We start from the raw sequence: 16355 nt of genomic DNA, 5'->3' as shown, positions 1-16355 counted from the left end.
CGGCGACAGAGACTTCAGACTAACAATGCAAACCTGCGTCGCTGCGCTCCGACTGCCCGGCCGGATGACCGTGGAATAGGTGGCCGGATGTTGGTGGACTGAGTGGCCGGATGGCGTGGAATGCCCAGCTGACTCCACCCACTTGGCAGTCTGTACTGGATCATGAATATGAGGCGTGGGACGAGGCGCCGTTTTGCATAGACACCGCCGTGGTTTCACCGACGCAAGCGGTCTCGATAATTACTCGCCAATAAGTGCCCAGTAAGTCGCTTGAAAGGTGCTCAGCGGACGCTGACACCTACAGGATTTCAACTATAAGATTGATGCAAAACGGTTCTGGAGAGGCCTATGGACTTTGCAACACTAGCGTTATTCCTGCCCGCATGCTTTGCGCTGAATATGGCGCCAGGGCCCAACAATCTGCTGTCCATCAGCAATGCAACGCGCTACGGATATCGCATCTCCTGCCTCGCAGGCGTCGGCCGTTTGTTGGCATTCGCAATCATGATCGCACTCGCTTCGGCAGGCCTGGCCGTCGTATTACAAACTTCAGAGCTCGTCTTCTACGGGATCAAGATAGTCGGCGCGGCGTACCTTTTTTATTTGGCGTATCAGCTGTGGAACGCCACACCACAAGCACAAGCCGAATCAGAAAACACCCGGGTGGGGTTGTGGGGGTTAGCAAGGCAGGAGTTCCTCGTCGCCGCCGGCAACCCCAAAGCCATTCTGATCTTTACCGCGTTCTTACCTCAATTCGTTGACCCAACGGTAGACGTTGGCTCCCAATTCACACTGCTCGGAGTGTTGTTCCTGGCATTGGAGTGGATTGCCATTGGCGTCTATGCATACATCGGACTGCACATGCGCCGCTGGTTTACACAGCCTCGTGGGAAGAAGATTTTTAATCGTTGCTGTGCCGGTTTATTATCCGCTGCGGCCTCGACCCTATTGATGGCGCGGCGTGCCTGATCATCATCAAAAAACAAAAATGGCACCGATTTATTGTCCGAGAGCAGGCCACTTTTCGATAAATAAATCCGATCTCCTTTATGTCCCATTGTGCATTGTCACCGTATTAACCTGGATGTGATCTTCAAGTCAGTCGACTGATTAAACTGCGCCGGTTACGCTGGCGTTTTTCGCATCAATGGAAGAGCGTATGACAAAGGTGTACCAGGGAAGCTGCCTATGCACAGCCGTCAGTTACGAGCTATCCGCCACGCCGAAAGCAGTGATTCATTGTCATTGCAGCCAGTGCCGCAAAGGTCATGGGGCAGCATTTGCTTCTTACGGCAGTGTTCCGCGTAGCGCGCTGCGCATAGTTGGTGGCTCCGTCCATATCAAAACTTATGCATCTTCAAAGACGGTAGTACGCGAGTTTTGCGCGCAGTGCGGGTCGGCATTGTTCTGGTCACGGTCTCAAGGCGAGTTTGCCAACTGGGTTTCAATAACACTGGGCACGCTTGATACACCCTTCTTGCCTCAAAAGCAGAAACACATCCATCTCGACTCCGCAGCCCACTGGTACATACCCTTCAACCCATGCCCTCAGGTCGACTGAAGGCTTTGGGTCGAAACGCTCCTGTCTTTGACACGTACTCCCCCCACAACACATCCAGTACCTGTTGCGTAGGCTGTTCGACGTCCCCGCCACGGTCGGCCAGCCTCATGCCTTGAGCAAACTCGGCTAGGCACCCTTACGTCGCTATAGTCGACTCTATTGGCGACCGTACTTCCAGGAGCTTTTCCAGTGTCAGACCTGCCGCCCCATTGCGCTTACACAAAACGCTTCAACGCCGTGCTCGCCTACATTGATGGCAATCTCGAAGGTGACCTGTCGGTGAAGACGTTGAGCCGTGTGGCAAACTTTTCGGCATTTCACTTCCACCGCCAATTCACCGCGTTCGTTGGCGTGCCGGTCTCACGTTATGTGCAACTGATGCGCCTACGCCGCGCGGCACATCGCCTGGCGGCCCTTACGGATCACTCGGTGCTGGACGCGGCACTCGATGCCGGCTTTGAAAGCCCCGAGGCATTTTGCAGGGCGTTCAAGCGGGCGATCGGCATGACACCGAGTGCATTTAGCAAGGAACCGAACTGGCAGGTCTGGAATACGGTCTTCGCAATCCCTCACTTTTCCAGGACTATCATCATGCAAGTAAGAATCGTGGATTTCCCCGAGGTCAAAGTAGCAGCGCTTGAGCACTGCGGCCCTCCCGGGCTCGTCAATGAGAGTGTGCGCAAGTTCATCGAATGGCGAATCCAGAGCGGTCAGTCGCCGCAGGCATCGAGTCGTACCTTCGGCATTCCCTATAACAACCCCGACACAACACCTCCCCAAGCATTCCGCTTCGCAATCTGCGGCGAGATTCATGAGGCGGTGGCGCCGAATGAGTTCGGCGTGCACGAGCTCGTCATTCCTGGCGGGCGCTGCGTTGTGGTGCGACACGCGGGGTCACCGGATCATATTGGCGAAACGATCTACCCGATTTACCGCGACTGGCTTCCTACCAGTGGAGAGGAACTGCGTGACCAGCCACTGTTTTTCAACTACCTGAGCACCTATCCCCAGACGCCGATGGATCAATGGCAAACGGATATTTATGTTCCGCTGCAATAGGGGGAGTAAGTAGTTTTTGGCCTTGAGTTGGCGGCAGTGAGAGAAATTGTGGCAGATTTATCAGAGATAAATAAATCTGCCCCTTTTCACTTAAAGTTATAGGTTCGACGCTGCCACTGCGGCGTCATCAATGAACGAGGCGACCTCAAAGGGTCTTGTCGCCAACGAAGCATGGCTGGTCGCTAAAGTAATCAGATTCTTTGGATTGAGCTTTGCTGACATTAATCTCTGATTTACGGGATCAATCATCCTGTCTTCGCTGGAAATCTGATACCACGATGGCTTTTTCTTCCATGCGGGGGCCGTAACTTTGTCACCGAAGGCACTAGCCAGTGGTGCTTTTTGGGTCACCGCCATGACCAAGGCCTCACTGTCTGATAGATCTTGGCAAAAGCTCTCATGGAACTTATCCGGTTTTACCCACAGATAACCGTCGCTATCAGGCTCAAGGTTGGCAGCTGCTTGAGGCAGGTTTCGCTGCGTAATTTCACCAGGACTCTCACCCGCATCAGGAGCGAATGCTGCAATATAAACGAGCCCGATCACGTTAGGCTGATCACCCGCTTCAGTAATAACAGCACCGCCGTACGAATGTCCCACAAGCAAAACTGGCCCCTTTTGTTGGGCAATCATCTTGCGAGTACGCTCAGCATCCTCGGCGAGGGAAGTCAGAGGCATTTCAACTGCATGTATGGACGTATAACCTTTGCGAGCCAGTTCAACAATTACCTTACTCCAATGTGCTGCACCGCCCCAAAAGCCGTGTACCAGCAAAATCGTAGGTTTATCACTCATTGCTCGACCCCTCTACCTGTCAGTAAAAACATCCGCATAACGGAAGCGCATAGAATGGCGTGATACGCCATCAATCAACGCCAGAGGCACTCTGGATCGGTTTAGCAGCCCAAATCAGCCGCTGACCTTCGCTATACTCTCTTGGCCGGAGGATTATTATGGCGAGAGGAAACTATTTACCATGACTAAAACGCCAAAGAACGTGCTAAAACGCCATGACTCCGTACCTTTCAAAAAGGACATTAGAGACCCGGCTGCCGATGTCTTTTTTGATATATTCAGCAAAGCTGAAATGTGCAGTGAACTGCTTCCTGAGCGACAATATAAAACCGATGAAAAACAGATATTTAATGGAGAAATCGCTTATTTTCACATAGTCCATCACGGAGTTTTTCTGCTTTATCCTCATGATACCAAGGAGCCGATCTCCCTCTCCCCGGGGGACATAATTTTCGCCCCAAGTGGCATCAGTCACTGCATCCAGTTTCAAGGCGTTTCATCGGAGAACGCTGAACACGCTTGTCCAGAACCTACTAAAAAAATCACGAGTGGACTTTTCAAGTTTGATAGCGTAGGTGGCCAAGCGTTGATGTTGGGCCTACCAAAATTTTTGCATGTATCAAGCAGACCAAGTATTGAACCTGACACGCTTGGATCAAAAGAGTGGTTGGCGCTGACGGTCGCAGCGATGCAAAAAGAGATGGCGCTCCCGTCAATAGGGAGTGCGATTATGTTGTCTAGGATCATTGACCTGATGTTTATTTGGGCAATCCGAAATTGGCTTTTCACCGCTCCTGCCGAGATCACGGGCTGGATTGCGGCATTACGCGATTCAATGGTCGGCCACGCCCTTGCATTACTGCACTCAGAGCCTGGAGCAGATTGGACTGTAGAAAAACTCGCTCTTGAGGTCGGCCAATCGCGATCAAATTTTGCAAATAAATTTGGCCGGATGGTTGGAGACTCACCGATGCGATACTTGACTCGCTGGAGAATGCAGCTCGCAGGAAAACGCCTCAGGTCTTCAAACCAACGAGTATCAAAAATAGCGGAAGATCTGGGCTATGACTCTGATGTAGCTTTTAGTCGAGCCTTTCGCCGGGAGCTAGGACTGACACCAACTGAGTATCGCCTGAAATATACTGTGTGATATTTCAGTAGGATCATATTAAACCGCCCTGTACGAATCCTCAGCAGTGCCCCTTAATCCTCAGACAGTAGCTGCCACCAGTCCTTCGCCTGCAAGCAGACTGTAACCGCCCACCCTGCCCCCCTCTCCTGAGAGGCCGACAGTAGACGGTTTTCCAAGCGTCGGTCTGCGCCCAAATCCACCCAACTGGCTCGCTAGTCAAACTGAATAAGACGGTTGAGACAGTGCGAGTGCCAAACATCTCGCGCAATTTCATAGCCTGGACGGTGTCAGGCAGTGCCAAATCACCCGTCAAGCGGTGCCAAATCCGACGCGCGCTTACACAAAGGATGTCTCAAGACGAGCACTACCACGCATCAAATTTTGGGTAATTGCGGAAACGATGCCAAATCGCAGGCATTAAAAAACCCCGTAGACCATTGATCTACGGGGCTTTAAGAGTGGAGGCCGAGGTCGGAATCGAACCGGCGTAGGCGGATTTGCAATCCGCTGCATAACCATTTTGCTACTCGGCCTCAAACGATCAATGCCAAAACCACTGACATTCACCGCCTATAAACTTGAGTGGGCTATGTAAGCTTGCCTCTACTCTATCTCATTGAAAACATTGAAGTTTTTTATACCTCAGTGCGTTCGATGGCGGCAATTATGTACTGATTTGCCGAGGCTGGCAAGCCCTTGATTTCAAAAAATATTCTTCTATGAAGCAGAACAGGGGCGGCTGGCCCCTGCCCTGTCTGCGCTTAGTAGCCCAGTGACAGCCCGGTATTGCGCCGTGGGTCGTTGGCGCCATAGAAGCGGTTGTTACCCACCGGCTTGCCGTCCAGGGACGGGGCGCCGACGAGGATGGCGGCCAGGTGGTTGGCGTCTTGGGGGCCGGCGAATTTGTGGCCCCAGCTTTCGAGGATTTTCTGGGTGTCGGGGCTCAGGGCGAAGGTTTCGAGGTTGGTGCTGTCGGGCATCCACTGTTGGTGGAAGCGCGGGGCGTTGACGGCTTCCTGGATGTTCATCTTGTAGTCGATGACGTTGAGGATGGTCAGCAAGGTGGCGGTGATGATGCGGCTGCCGCCCGGTGTGCCGATGACCATCACCGCCTTGCCATCTTTGGTGACGATGGTCGGGCTCATGGACGACAGGGGCGCCTTGCCGGGGGCGATGGCGTTGGCTTCGCCCTGGACCAGGCCGTACATGTTGGGCACGCCGACCTTGACGGTGAAGTCGTCCATTTCGTCGTTGAGGATGACCCCGGTCTTGCTGGCCATGACGCCAGCACCGAACCAGTCGTTGAGGGTGTAGGTCACCGACACCGCGTTACCCCATTTGTCGACGATGGAGTAATGGGTGGTGTTGCTGCCTTCATGGGGCGCAACGCCGGGCTTGATGGCCATGGAGTCACCGGCTTTTTGCGGGTCGATGGCGGCACGCAGTTTGGCCGCGTAGTCCTTGTCCAGCAGGTGGGCTACCGGGTTCTTTACAAAATCCGGGTCGCCCAGATAGCTGTTGCGGTCCACGTAGGCGTGGCGCATGGCTTCGATCTGGTAATGGGTGCCCTGGGCCGAGCCGTAGCCCAGTTCGGCCATGGGGTAGCCTTCGAGGATGTTCATGATTTGGCAGATCACCAGGCCGCCCGAGCTGGGTGGTGGCGCCGAGACTACGTGGTAGCCGCGGTAGTCGCACTCGATGGGGGCCAGTTCGCGGGTCTGGTAGTTATCCAGGTCGGCCTGGGCGATGATGCCCTTGCCGGCCTGGCTGGAGTCGACGATGGCCTTGGCCACCCAGCCTTTGTAGAAGCCATCGGTGCCCTTGGCGGAAATTTCCCGCAGGGTACGCGCCAGGTCTTTTTGCACCAGCTTCTGCCCGACCTGCAGTGGCTCACCCTTATTGAGGAAGATGCCGCGCAGGTCCTGGTCTTTTTTGAACTCTTCGGTGGCGCTGTGCAGCATGTCGATATCGCCCTGGTCGAGGGCAAAGCCATCTTCCGCGAGCTTGATCGCCGGCGCGATTACTTGGGCGCGCTTGAGGGTGCCGTATTTGCTCAAGGCCAGCTCCATGCCGGAGACGGTGCCGGGTACGCCGACCGCCAGGTGGCCTTTGGCGCTGAGGCCGGGGACGACATTGCCGTCTTTATCCAGGTACATATCGGCGGTGGCCGCCAACGGGGCTTTTTCGCGGAAGTCGAGGAAGGTCTTGCGCCCGTCCGCCAGTTGCACGGTCATGAATCCACCGCCGCCGAGGTTGCCCGCTGCCGGGTAGACCACCGCCAGGGCGTAACCCACGGCCACGGCCGCATCCACAGCATTGCCGCCGGCCTTCAACACATCGACGCCCACATGGGTCGCCAAATGCTGGGCCGTCACCACCATGCCGTTTTCACCGGCCACCGGGGCTTGGGAGGCCGCCTGCACACCGCTGAATGTGAGGACCAGGGCCGTCGCGATCAAGGTTCGGGTAAAGGGTTGGTAGTTCATCCGTGGATACTCTGTTTATTGGAAGCGTTAAACGTAGCCTCTTTCGCACACCAACCCCAGCCAAGTGGCGCTTTTCAGACAGAGCGTGTCGGTGACGGAATGCTATATTCGCCCCGCCCTCCTCCTTGCCCTGAGATACACCGATGCCCACGGTCGCCGACCCCATCCACGCGCTGTACCACAAGATCACCTGGAAGCTGATTCCCTTCCTGTGTTTCTGCTACCTGGCGGCCTACCTGGACCGCATCAACATCGGTTTTGCCAAGCTGCAGATGCAAGACCAGCTGCAGTTCAGCGAAACCGCGTTCGGCCTGGGCGCCGGCCTGTTTTTTGTCGGCTATATCCTGTTTGAAGTGCCCAGCAACCTGATCCTGGAGCGCGTCGGCGCGCGGATCTGGATTGCGCGCATCATGATCACCTGGGGCCTGCTCTCGGCCTGCACGCTGCTGGTCACCTCCACCACCCAGTTCTATGTGCTGCGGTTTTTGCTCGGCGTCGCCGAAGCCGGGTTCCTGCCGGGAGTGCTGTATTACCTGACCACCTGGTTCCCCACCCATCGCCGCGGGCGGGTGATTGCGCTGTTTATGATCGGCCTGCCGCTGTCCAGTGTGATTGGCGGGCCGTTGTCCGGCTGGATCATGGGCCACTTCGACCAAATGGGCGGCCTGCGTGGCTGGCAATGGCTGTTCCTGCTTGAAGCACTGCCCAGCGTGCTGTTGGGGGTGCTGGCGCTCTGGGCGTTGCCCGATACCTACCACCAGGCCAAATGGTTGTCTGGCGCCGAAAAGACCTTGCTGCAACAGCAGTTGCACGCCGATGACAGCCAGGCCGGCCACAGCCCACGGCGCTTTCGCGATGGGTTCTTCAACCTCAAGGTGTGGATGCTCGGCGGGATCGACTTTTCGATCCTGCTCAGTGCCTACGCCATGGGCTTCTGGATGCCGACCCTGATTCGCAACGCGGGGATCAGCGACACCTTCCAGATCGGTCTGCTCACCGCCCTGCCCAGTGTGGCGGCGCTGGCCGGCATGCTGCTGATCGGCGCCAGTTCCGACAAATACCGCGAGCGCCGCTGGCACATTATCGTGCCGTTCCTGGTGGGCGCCGTGGCCATGGCCAGCAGTACCTTCTTCACCCATAACGTGGTCGCCACCGTGGCCCTGTTTGCCGTGGCGTCGGCGGCGATCCTCGGCGCAGTGCCGGTGTTTTTCAGCCTGCCGGCGACCTTCCTCACCGGCACCGCAGCAGCCACCGGCTTTGCCCTGGCCTGCTCCCTGGCAAATATCGCCGGGCTGGTCAGCAACTCGTTGATGGGCCTGGCCATCGACATCACCGGTAGCAGCGCCGGGGCCATGTGGTTCTTTGCCGCCAGCCTGGTGCTCAGTTGTTTGCTGGTGATTGCGTTGCCGGCGAAGTTGGTCAACCGATAGGCTGTGGGGGCAGCCTCAATGACCGCTATGGGCCATGCCACTGGGCTGCTGCAACAGCGCCAGGTCTATCTCCTCGAAACGCAGCACCCGCCCGCCGGTATCGGCCGCGACTTTCTGCGCCACCGCCTGCTCGGCAAACGAGGCCAGCACCACGCCCATGGCGCCCTTGAGCCCGGTGCCGAGCACGTAGTACGCGGTCCTGGCATCGATCAGATGGGCATCGTCCGGGGTCTCCCAGTGGCTGCGCCCCATGTCATGCACATACAGTTTTGACGGGGCATGATGGTTTTCCGGCTGCAACCACCAGCCGAGCATTTCTGCGGTCGAGCAGAATTTCTTCGCCGCGCCCTGCTCCACCACCTCACCCTTGGGCCCTGGGAATTCGCTGATCACCATGCCGCACACATGGCACTCATCCGCCGGATGGAACGCCACCGGCCCATCACCCACCCCCGCCGCTACCGGTTTGTCACACCCCATCAGCAGCAGGCTCAACAGCAACACCCATCCCATTTTCATGCTTATTTGCTCCACCGATAAAAAAATCATGCCGCGCGCCGCCCAAACAGCCAATAGGCCCAGGCCAGCGGCCCGACGACCCACGCCACCAGGCACAACCACAACGCCGCCCCCGGAAGCGCCAGGTCCCCACCCAGGGCCATCACGCCGACCGATGCGGGGCCGGCATCGAAGCCCGACAGGTTGATCAGGCGGTACACATCCGCCGGGTTGAACAGCAGCAGCCAGGGCAACAGCGTCGGGCTGAACTGGCCTTCGCTGAGCACCAGCAGCGCCAACAACGCCAGGTCAAAGACCAGGACAAAAAAGAACCACACCCCCAGGGCCAACCCAGCCGCCGTGGACTTTTCCGCCGAGACGCTGCTCAACACATACGCCATCCCCAAAAAGCCCCAGCCGAGCAAGGTCGAGGTCAGCATGAAGCGGCCAAATGCCCAGAGCAGCAGGCTGAACTCGACGTCATCCACCAGCAGCGCGATGGCGAGCATGGCGCAGCCGAATCCGATAAAGGTCGCCAGCGCCAGGATCAGCCCATGCCCGACAAACTTGCCGAGCAGGATCTGCCCGCGCCCCAGGGGATAGGTGAGCAACAGCAGCAAGGTGCCGCTTTCGTCCTCGCCGACAATCGCGTCATAGGCCAGCAACAGCGCAATCAATGGCATCAGGAAGGTCGCCAGGCTGGCCAGGCTGGCGATGGTTGCCGGGATCGAGGTAAAGCCCAGTTGCCCGGACGCCGCCGCACCGAGCCACCCAATACCGATGGCCAGCACCGCGAACAACAGGCTGATGGCCAATAACCAACGGTTGCGCAGGCCATCGCTGAATTCTTTGCGGGCCATGTTCCAGATCGGCGTCATTGGGCACGCTCCACCGGGCTATCCATGTAATGGCGGTACAGGTCTTCCAGGGACGGCACGACGATTTCCACATCGCTGGGGCTGTCCTGGTCCAGCAACTGGCGCAGCAGGTCCAGCTTGTTGCCATTGAACGCCGCCACTTGCAGCCCTTGCGCGCCCCAGCGCTGGGTCACGTGGCCGGCCTCGCTCCAGCGTTTTTGCAAGAGCGCCGCGCGTTGCAGGCCGCTGCTGCGGATCAGGGTCGGCAGCCCGGCTTCTTCGCGCAAGGCGGCCAGGGTGCCGAGGGCCAGCAGGCGGCCCTGGGTGAGGATTGCGGCACGGTTGATATGGGCCTCCACGCCCGGCAGCACATGGGAGCAGAGGATGATGCTGGTGCCCTGCCCGCGCAGGCGGTCGAGCAGGCGATACAGGTCCTGGGTGGCAATCGGGTCGAGGCCCACGGTGGGCTCGTCGAGCAGCAGCAGGCGCGGCTCGCCCAGCAGGGCCTGGGCCAGGCCGAGGCGCTGGCGCATGCCCTTGGAATAGGTCTTGACCCGCCGCCGCGCCGCCGCTGTCAGGCCGACGTCTTCCAGCAACGTCAAGACCTGGCTCATCGGCGCGCCCTTGAGCCGGGCAAAATGCTGCAAGGTCTCCAGGCCGCTGAGTTGCGGGTAGAACGTGACGTTTTCCGGCAGATAGCCGAGCATCCGGCGCACCTGGGGATCACTGGGCGCGCGGCCAAACACCCGTACCTGGCCGCTGCTTGCCTGCAATAAACCGAGGATCAGTTTCATGCTGGTGGTCTTGCCCGCGCCGTTATGGCCGAACAGCCCCAGCACCTCCCCGGGCGCCAGGCTCAGGCTCAAGTCATGCAGCACAGTGGCGGGCCCATAACGCTGGGTCACGCCTTCGATTTCGACGACAGGCATCATGCGGGCTCCTTGAGCAGGGAAAGCGTGGGGTCTTTCATCAGCGGATGACTGTCCATCACCCCCGGCGACTTGATCACCGGAAACGCCCGCTGCACCCAGCGCAACAACTCGATGCCGGGGCTGTTCATCAGCAGGCGCACCTGGGGGTACAGCCACAGCAGGCGGTCGACGTTATCGTTGGGCTCGTAGGCCACATCCCCCAGGCCATCGTTATTGCGGTCCCAGCCCAGGTAATCGCTCCAGTAATTGCCGCGGCCATCTGCCGACCATTCCTGCAAGCGGGTGGCCACGTACTTGACCTGGCGCTGGTTGCCGACAAAGGCATTGTTGGCAAGCCGGTTGTCTTCGGAGCCTGCCGTAAGGTGAATACCCACCGCACTGCGGCCGAAGTGGTTGTGTTCAATGCTGTTGAACAGCGAGTTGTAGATAAACAGTGCCTTGCCTTCGGCACCGGTGATCATGGTGTCGCCGGTGGTGCCGTCGCGCACATCGTTGACCACGTTGTCGCGCAGGGTGGAATAGGTGATGTAGTTCATCAGGATCCCGTAGTTCTGATCCTCCTCGGAGCGATTGCCGATCACTGTCAGCTTGCGGCTTTGCATCAGCGCATAGCCGGTGCGGGTGCGGCGGGTGATGTTGCCAAGTACCTGGTTGTCATTGGCGAACATGTAGTGGATGCCGTAGCGCAGGTCTTCCAGGGTGTTGCCTTGCAGCAGGTTGCCATTGGAGGTGTCGATGTAGATGCCATCGCGGGCATCGCGCACCTGGTTGCCGATCACCCGCGCCCCCTTGACTGCGTACAGGTGGATGCCATTGCCCCGGTCCTGGGAGCGCATGGCCGGGTCGCCCTGGATCTGGTTGTCGATCACGCTTACATCCGCCGTGCCATCGACCCACACGCCAAAACCCTGGCCGCGCAAGCGGTTGTTCTTGACCAGGGCACCGTGGGCCTTGGGCTGGATGAAGATGGCCGCGTTCATCGCGGTAAGGTCATGGCCCCAGTCGAGGAAGGTACAGCCCTCGACGGTGACGTCGGGCGCGTTGATCAACAGGCTGTTGCCCTGGCCCTGGCTATGGATCACCGCACCGGGTTCGCAGGTCAGTTGCAGGGGTTGGTCGATGCTGTAGGAACCCTGGTAGTCGCCGGCGGGCAGGCGCCAGTGCTGCGGGCCTGCGGCGACCAACGGCAAGTCGGTGATGGGCACTACAGCGGCACTGGCGGTGGCCGAAAATAGCAGCCACACACACCCGGTCAATAACGTGCGGGGTCGAGCCACGGAGTATTCCTTTTTGATCAAAACAGATCCCATGTGGGAGCTGGCTTGCCTGCGATAGCGGTGTGTCAGGCAACCGACCGTTTTCTGATGCACCGCTATCGCAGGCAAGCCAGCTCCTACATTTATTGGGTGCTCGCCGTTAAGTGCGCTCCACCAACATCCGCCCCACCATCTCCATATGCAGCGCATGGCAGAACCAGCTGCAGTAGTACCAATGCAGCCCCGGTTTGTCGGCGATAAAGGTGATGGAAGAGGTCTGCTGCGGGCTGATTTCCATGCTCACGCCATGGTTGGTCATGACAAAGCCGTGGGTCACGTCCTCGATCTGGTCGATGTTGGTGATGGTCACCGTGACCTCATCGCCATGCTTGACGGTGAACTCCGTCAGGCCATAGGTCGGTGCCATGGACGTCATGTACACCCGCACTTTCTTGCCGTCGCGGATCACCTTGTTATCGGTCTCCAGCTTGATCCCGTCCTTGGCCGCAATGGCCACGGTTTCGGCGAAGAACGGGTCGTTGCGCTCCCAGATTTTCTTGGTCTTGATCTGGTCGCGCCGCGCCATCACGCAGTCGTGGGGTTCGGCGAAGGTCGGGCCGTCGTGGACCAGTTTCATTTCATCGCCCGAGATGTCGATCAACTGGTCGTTTTCCGGGTGCAGGGGGCCGGTGGGCAGGAAGCGGTCCTTGGAGAACTTGCTCAGGACCATCAGCCATTGGCCGTCGGCATCCCGGGTTTCGGTGAGCGAGGCGTGGTTGTGGCCGGGTTGGTAATGCACATCGAGCTTCTGCTTGATGTAGTTGACCTTCTCGCCACCGTAGGCGCGGATGGCTTCGGCGATGTTCCACTTGACCACCTGGCTGTCGATAAACAGCGTGGTGTAGGCAAAACCCCGGCCATCGTAGGTGGTGTGCAACGGGCCCAGGCCCAGCTCCGGCTCGCCGACCACCACGCCGCGCGGGTCTTTGATCTTGTCGCTGAACAGGTCGTCGAGCTTGTCGATGGCAATGATGGTGCAGGTCGGCGACAGCTTGCCGTTGGCGATAAAGTACTTGCCGTCCGGCGAGGTGTTGCAGCCATGGGGGTTCTTCGGCACCGGGATATAGCGGGTGAATTCGCTGTCCTTGCCGTCGTCGCCCTTGCGCCCGTCCACCACCGGCACCTTGACGCCGTCGAGGTTGATGAACTTGCCGGCCTTGATCGCCGCCTCGATGCGCGGGATGTTGAACACCACCACCCAGTCGCGCTCGTTGCGCATCATGCCGCCCAGGTCGGAGGCCTTCTCCGAGTTGTAGCAGGTGGCCGCCGCGTATTTGCCGGTGTAGTCCATGTCGGCGTTGTCGAGGTTGCCGTCGACGATGACCTGGAAGGCCATTTCCATCTTCTCGGCGTCGATGGCGTTAAACAGGGTGAAACTGTTTTTGTCTTGCAGGTCGAAGGTGTGGCCGTCATTGGGGTGCGGGATGATGAACTCGGCGTTGCAGAACACATACTTGGTATACGGCACCTTTTGCAGGCGCAGGCCGTGGATCGCCTGGGCATTGGGCACGGTGACGATCTTGTCGCACTTCATGATATCCAGGCGGATCCGCGCCACGCGGGTGTTGGCCTTGTCGTTGATAAACAGGTATTTGCCGTCATAGCGGCCATCGGTGGTGGACAAGTGCGGGTGATGGCAATCGCCGTTCTGGTACTTGGCGCCCTCCCCCAGGATGCGCTTGCTCTCGTTGGTCAGGCCCCAGCCGGTGGCGGAATCGACGTTGAACACCGGGATACGCATCAACTCACGCATCGACGGCACACCCAGCACCCGCACCTCACCCTGGTGGCCGCCGCTCCAGAACCCGTAGTACTGGTCCAGCTCACCTGGGCCCACATGGATCTTCGACTTCGCCTCCTTGGCCGCTGCCGCAAAGGACTCGCGGGTAAACACCGTACCGCCGATGGCCGAGGCCCCTGCCAGCACCGCGCCGGTGACGGCGCCAGTGCCCAGGAAGCCACGCCGGCTCATGCCTTCAGGTTCCGGGGTGGCCCCGGGCTTTTTCGCTTCGCTGTCGTTCATGATGTGCTCCAGATGGGAAAAGTGAGTGCCCAAGGCCGTCATTCAGGCACCGCCACCTGCACCACCGGGATCAATTGCCCAGGGGTGGGTGCGGCCTTGTTGCGTTTCTTGCGCTGGTTGATCAGGGGCGGGCATTTGTGGTCGTTGTGCCAGGTCATCTGGCAATCGAGGCAGTAGTGGCATTCATTGGCGTTGATATGGCCGTCGGGGTGGATCGCCTGGATCTCGCATTCCTTGGCGCACAACTGGCACGGATCGCCACACTCTTTGCGCCGTTTGAGCCAGTCGAACAGCCTGAACTTGCTCGGGATTGCCAGCGCCGCGCCCAGCGGGCAGAGGTAGCGGCAGTAGACTTTGCGCGTGAACAGGTTGATCACCAGCAGTGCCACCGCGTACAGCACGAACCACCACTGGCGGTCGAAATGCAGGGTGATGGCGGTCTTGAACGGCTCCACTTCGGCAAACCGCTCGGCAGTGGCCATCGACTCCAGGGACAAGCCAAACAGCCCCAGCAGGATCAAATACTTGATCGCCCACAGCCGCTCATGCACGGCAAACGGCAGCTCGAACTGGCGCACCTTGAGCGTGCGCGCCGCCTCGTTGAGCAACTCCTGCAACGCCCCGAACGGGCACAGCCAGCCACAGAACACACCCCGGCCCCACAGCAGGATGCTGGCGGCGGTGAATACCCAGAGCATGAAGATCAGCGGGTCGGTGAGGAACAACTCCCAGCGGAACTGCTGGAACAGCGCATGCACAAAGGTCAGCACATTGACCACCGACAACTGCCCCAGGGCGTACCAGCCGATAAACACCACGGTAAACAGCAGGTAGCCACGGCGTACCCAATGCAACAGGCGCGGGCGCCGGGCCAGGCTGTCCTGCAAAAACAGAATCACCGTCAACAGCACCAGGGCGGCGCCCAGCACCAGGACCTGCCACTGTTTCTGGTACCAGATCGTCAGCCACATCGGCCGGTTGGCTTCGTCGATGGCGGCCTGTTCGGCAGCAGTCGGCAACGGGCGTTCCAGGTACGCCTCGGGCATCTGGTACGGCAATTCAAAACTGGTAAAGGTGCCGCTGACCGGGCCGGTCTGGCGCCGCACCAGCAGCTCCAGGGTCCACGCCGAGCCAGGGTCGAACCCGGCCTGGGGGCGCACGATAAACACCGACATTTCATCAAATTCGGGCATGCCCTCGGCGAACACGTCGTACAGGCGCTGGTGGTCCATATCGCGGAAGCTGATGACATTGCCAAACTGACGCAACTGCACCCGATCAAAAATCCCGCCGCGCACATAGCCCGAGCCCTTGAACGAAAAAATCCCGCGTCCCAGCACCGCGATGGCCTGCTCGCCGGGCTTGAGGCCCTGCATCAGCACGCGGTATTGCGCCTCGCCCAACAGGTTGCGGCCGATGGTCGGCGCGTTGAGATCGGCCACATACAAGTCGATAAACGTCTCGTCGACCTGCCCCGCCCCCGCCACGTCCACGCCTTCGGCCTCGGTGCCCTTGAAGGCTGCATCCACCTGGCCGCGTGTCAGGTGTAGGCGGCGCACCGCGCCATTGCCGGTCAATTGCGCCCAGTTGGCGGGCTCGAACAGGTCAGCGCGTACCAGGGCGACTTTCTGCGCGGTGCTGGCCTTGTCCTCAACCAGCTTGAGCGACACCGCCACTTCGTGGGCGGCACGCATGATCACCTCATTGACCACCATCGCCGTGACCGTGGCACCGGCCACCGCATCCACGGTCACCGCCTGGCTGTCACTGGAATGCCCCACCACCACCCGCTGCTTGACGTTGATCCCGCTGTAGCGGGCGGTGAAGTCATGCAGCTTGGCCTCAGGAATACCGATCAGCAGGATCGGCTCGTGGTGCTCCAGCACATAGGCATCACGGATCACCCCGGCCGGGTCGAGAATCACCTGGGTGTTGATCGGTTTGCCGGAGTACGCCGGGATGTCCACCACGTCCAGGCTCTGGAACACATAGCCGATGACCGCGCCTTTGGCCGACAGCGTGCGCACCTTGAACGGGCCTTGGGCGGCGGAAATGGCGTCGGCCTGCGGGAAAATCTTGTCGATGCGCTGCTGTTCAATCGCGCCGTAGGACTTGGCCTGGGCCGGGCCGGCCAGGCTGAACAGCAGCACCAGGACAACCAGCCAGGTAACGGGACTTGCAGCCAGGGTAGCGAGGGTCGAGGGCTTGGGGCGGTTCATGGGCTCACTGACTTCAACGGCCGGAATATGAAGTCGATGGTAGGTGG

At 59.3% G+C, this 16355-nt stretch carries 13 protein-coding genes, 1 tRNA gene and 1 pseudogene; 6 read left to right on the top strand and 9 right to left on the bottom strand.

Features of this window, described 5'->3' with window-relative positions; all coding sequences use genetic code 11:
- Positions 1-128 precede the first annotated feature (128 nt).
- The 4 genes and pseudogenes from BLL38_RS31475 to BLL38_RS19750 form a co-directional block, all read left to right on the top strand.
- Positions 129-254 (top strand): annotated as a pseudogene (locus BLL38_RS31475) (AAA family ATPase); the annotation flags it as partial.
- A gap of 94 nt (positions 255-348) precedes the next feature.
- On the top strand, positions 349-969 hold the full coding sequence (locus tag BLL38_RS19760; protein WP_076964009.1) for a LysE family translocator: 621 nt from the start codon (positions 349-351) through the stop codon (positions 967-969).
- 190 nt (positions 970-1159) lie between these two features.
- Positions 1160-1561: a GFA family protein gene (locus BLL38_RS19755; RefSeq protein ID WP_076964008.1), complete on the top strand. Its 402-nt coding sequence runs from the start codon at positions 1160-1162 to the stop codon at positions 1559-1561.
- 189 nt (positions 1562-1750) lie between these two features.
- A complete protein-coding gene (locus BLL38_RS19750) occupies positions 1751-2620 on the top strand; it encodes an AraC family transcriptional regulator (protein WP_076964007.1) in 870 nt (289 codons plus the stop codon).
- A gap of 96 nt (positions 2621-2716) precedes the next feature.
- On the opposite strand, the gene BLL38_RS19745 is transcribed toward BLL38_RS19750, so the two are convergent.
- Positions 2717-3415 carry an alpha/beta hydrolase gene (locus tag BLL38_RS19745; protein ID WP_076964006.1) on the bottom strand — a complete coding sequence of 233 codons (699 nt, stop codon included), beginning with the start codon at positions 3413-3415 and terminating at the stop codon, positions 2717-2719.
- A 181-nt stretch (positions 3416-3596) separates the two neighbouring features.
- On the opposite strand from BLL38_RS19745, the gene BLL38_RS19740 reads away from it, so the two are divergent.
- Entirely contained in the window at positions 3597-4565 is a 969-nt protein-coding gene (locus tag BLL38_RS19740; protein WP_076964005.1) for an AraC family transcriptional regulator, read from the top strand.
- Between the two features lie 441 nt (positions 4566-5006).
- On the opposite strand, the gene BLL38_RS19735 is transcribed toward BLL38_RS19740, so the two are convergent.
- Together BLL38_RS19735 and ggt are read right to left on the bottom strand one after the other, a co-directional pair.
- Positions 5007-5080, bottom strand: a tRNA-Cys gene (locus BLL38_RS19735).
- 228 nt (positions 5081-5308) lie between these two features.
- Positions 5309-7033 (bottom strand): gamma-glutamyltransferase, encoded by a 1725-nt coding sequence (gene ggt / locus BLL38_RS19730; RefSeq protein WP_076964004.1) that lies wholly within the window; start codon positions 7031-7033, stop codon positions 5309-5311.
- A gap of 143 nt (positions 7034-7176) precedes the next feature.
- Between ggt and BLL38_RS19725 the strand changes: the two genes are divergently transcribed.
- On the top strand, positions 7177-8463 hold the full coding sequence (locus tag BLL38_RS19725) for an MFS transporter (protein ID WP_076964003.1): 1287 nt from the start codon (positions 7177-7179) through the stop codon (positions 8461-8463).
- Positions 8464-8478: 15 nt separating this feature from the next.
- On the opposite strand, the gene BLL38_RS19720 is transcribed toward BLL38_RS19725, so the two are convergent.
- From BLL38_RS19720 to nosR, 6 genes are all read right to left on the bottom strand, one after another.
- Positions 8479-8982 (bottom strand): nitrous oxide reductase accessory protein NosL, encoded by a 504-nt coding sequence (locus tag BLL38_RS19720; protein ID WP_090412736.1) that lies wholly within the window; start codon positions 8980-8982, stop codon positions 8479-8481.
- A 26-nt stretch (positions 8983-9008) separates the two neighbouring features.
- The gene (locus BLL38_RS19715; RefSeq protein ID WP_076964001.1) at positions 9009-9839 is read right to left on the bottom strand and encodes an ABC transporter permease; all 831 of its coding nucleotides are present in this window, start codon (positions 9837-9839) and stop codon (positions 9009-9011) included.
- Positions 9836-10747 (bottom strand): ABC transporter ATP-binding protein, encoded by a 912-nt coding sequence (locus BLL38_RS19710; protein WP_076964010.1) that lies wholly within the window; start codon positions 10745-10747, stop codon positions 9836-9838. Before BLL38_RS19710 ends, BLL38_RS19715 begins: the two co-directional genes overlap by 4 nt.
- Positions 10747-12060 carry a nitrous oxide reductase family maturation protein NosD gene (locus tag BLL38_RS19705; RefSeq protein ID WP_083743088.1) on the bottom strand — a complete coding sequence of 438 codons (1314 nt, stop codon included), beginning with the start codon at positions 12058-12060 and terminating at the stop codon, positions 10747-10749. The genes BLL38_RS19710 and BLL38_RS19705 overlap by 1 nt, the downstream gene beginning before the upstream one ends.
- A 106-nt stretch (positions 12061-12166) precedes the next feature.
- Positions 12167-14089: a TAT-dependent nitrous-oxide reductase gene (nosZ, locus tag BLL38_RS19700; RefSeq protein WP_076963999.1), complete on the bottom strand. Its 1923-nt coding sequence runs from the start codon at positions 14087-14089 to the stop codon at positions 12167-12169.
- Positions 14090-14127: 38 nt separating this feature from the next.
- Positions 14128-16308, bottom strand: coding sequence for a transcriptional regulator NosR (gene nosR / locus BLL38_RS19695; protein ID WP_076963998.1), 2181 nt, complete (start codon positions 16306-16308; stop codon positions 14128-14130).
- Positions 16309-16355 lie beyond the last annotated feature (47 nt).

Source organism: Pseudomonas gessardii (assembly GCF_001983165.1).
Taxonomy (GTDB): domain Bacteria; phylum Pseudomonadota; class Gammaproteobacteria; order Pseudomonadales; family Pseudomonadaceae; genus Aquipseudomonas; species Aquipseudomonas gessardii.
This window is presented reverse-complemented; position numbering and strand designations above follow the sequence as displayed.